The sequence below is a fragment of the Paraclostridium sp. genome, assembly GCF_051657365.1.
GTDB lineage: Bacteria > Bacillota > Clostridia > Peptostreptococcales > Peptostreptococcaceae > Paraclostridium.
On record NZ_JBOFKN010000015.1, the window covers coordinates 1 to 1,010 of the forward strand.

Consider the following 1,010-nt stretch of genomic DNA (forward strand, 5'->3'; position numbering starts at 1 on the left):
GACTTTTAATCAGGGTGTCCCGCGTTCGAGTCGCGGATGGATCACCAATGGAGAGGTGTCCGAGTGGTTTAAGGAGCTGGTCTTGAAAACCAGTGATTCCGAAAGGGACCGTGGGTTCGAATCCCACCCTCTCCGCCAATTAAATATGGAGAAGTACTCAAGCGGCTCAAGAGGATCCCCTGCTAAGGGATTAGGCTGGGTAAACCGGTGCGAGGGTTCGAATCCCTCCTTCTCCGCCAATTAATAGTTCGAGGTGTAGCGCAGTTTGGTAGCGCACCTGGTTTGGGACCAGGGGGCCGGGGGTTCGAGTCCCTTCACCTCGACCAAGATGTGGACCTTTAGCTCAGTTGGTTAGAGCGCCCGGCTCATAACCGGTAGGTCCGGGGTTCGAGTCCCTGAAGGTCCACCATTTAAAACTATACAGGGGTGTAGCTCAGCTGGTAGAGCGTCGGTCTCCAAAACCGTGCGCCGGGGGTTCGAGTCCCTCCACCCCTGCCACTTAAAATTCATATAAACATCGAGGTGTAGCGCAGTTTGGTAGCGCACCTGGTTTGGGACCAGGGGGCCGGGGGTTCGAGTCCCTCCACCTCGACCAAGATGTGGGCCTATAGCTCAGGTGGTTAGAGCGCACGCCTGATAAGCGTGAGGTCGCTGGTTCGAGTCCAGCTAGGCCCACCAAATGTTTGCCCAGATAGCTCAGTCGGTAGAGCAAGGGACTGAAAATCCCTGTGTCGATGGTTCGATTCCATTTCTGGGCACCATGAATATGACTATGGCGGTATAGCTTAGTTGGCTAGAGCGTTCGGTTCATACCCGAAAGGTCACAGGTTCGACTCCTGTTACCGCTACCATCTAGGTTTATACTAAATAAGAACTTTGAAAATTAAACAGTAGGTTAATTATAAAAATTCTTTTTAAAAGAATTAAACACAAACAACCAAGCCAGATATTCAGATAATGATTAGCTGAGCGATGGACAACTTTTTAAATTATATTTGAGAGTTTGATCC

9 tRNA genes are annotated in these 1,010 nt (G+C 50.4%); all 9 read left to right on the forward strand.

The features are described from left to right. Positions 1-49: 49 nt before the first annotated feature. The 9 genes from ACRCYC_RS00725 to ACRCYC_RS00765 all read left to right on the forward strand — a co-directional run bounded on the left by ACRCYC_RS00725 (position 50) and on the right by ACRCYC_RS00765 (position 851). Positions 50-138 (forward strand) — tRNA-Ser (locus tag ACRCYC_RS00725). Between the two features lie 9 nt (positions 139-147). After that, positions 148-239 (forward strand) — tRNA-Ser (locus ACRCYC_RS00730). A gap of 10 nt (positions 240-249) precedes the next feature. Then, positions 250-326 (forward strand) — tRNA-Pro (locus ACRCYC_RS00735). Positions 327-332: 6 nt separating this feature from the next. Beyond that, positions 333-409 (forward strand) — tRNA-Ile (locus ACRCYC_RS00740). Positions 410-422: 13 nt separating this feature from the next. After that, a tRNA-Trp gene (locus ACRCYC_RS00745) sits at positions 423-498 on the forward strand. Between the two features lie 20 nt (positions 499-518). Further along, positions 519-595 (forward strand) — tRNA-Pro (locus ACRCYC_RS00750). Between the two features lie 6 nt (positions 596-601). Then, positions 602-678, forward strand: a tRNA-Ile gene (locus tag ACRCYC_RS00755). Positions 679-685: 7 nt separating this feature from the next. Beyond that, a tRNA-Phe gene (locus tag ACRCYC_RS00760) sits at positions 686-761 on the forward strand. Positions 762-774: 13 nt separating this feature from the next. Next, positions 775-851 (forward strand) — tRNA-Met (locus tag ACRCYC_RS00765). Positions 852-1,010: the final 159 nt, after the last annotated feature.